General features: G+C 52.3%; 1 rRNA gene. It reads right to left on the bottom strand.

Annotated features, from left to right (window positions below):
• Nucleotides 1–545, bottom strand: a 16S ribosomal RNA gene (locus AC07PE_RS27125); the annotation flags it as partial.

Here is a 545-nt window from a genome sequence, read left to right as displayed (position 1 = left end):
AGGATTCCTGACATGTCAAGGGTAGGTAAGGTTTTTCGCGTTGCATCGAATTAATCCACATCATCCACCGCTTGTGCGGGTCCCCGTCAATTCCTTTGAGTTTTAATCTTGCGACCGTACTCCCCAGGCGGTCTACTTCACGCGTTAGCTGCGTTACCAAGTCAATTAAGACCCGACAACTAGTAGACATCGTTTAGGGCGTGGACTACCAGGGTATCTAATCCTGTTTGCTCCCCACGCTTTCGTGCATGAGCGTCAGTCTTGACCCAGGGGGCTGCCTTCGCCATCGGTGTTCCTCCACATCTCTACGCATTTCACTGCTACACGTGGAATTCTACCCCCCTCTGCCAGACTCCAGCCTTGCAGTCTCCAACGCAATTCCCAGGTTGAGCCCGGGGATTTCACGTCAGACTTACAAAACCGCCTGCGCACGCTTTACGCCCAGTAATTCCGATTAACGCTTGCACCCTACGTATTACCGCGGCTGCTGGCACGTAGTTAGCCGGTGCTTATTCTTCAGGTACCGTCATTAGCCAAAGGTATTA

Source organism: Telluria sp. GW821-FHT07G12 (genome assembly GCF_059418525.1).
The sequence above is the reverse complement of the archived record's forward strand: the minus strand, read 5'-3'. Positions and strand labels throughout refer to the sequence as shown.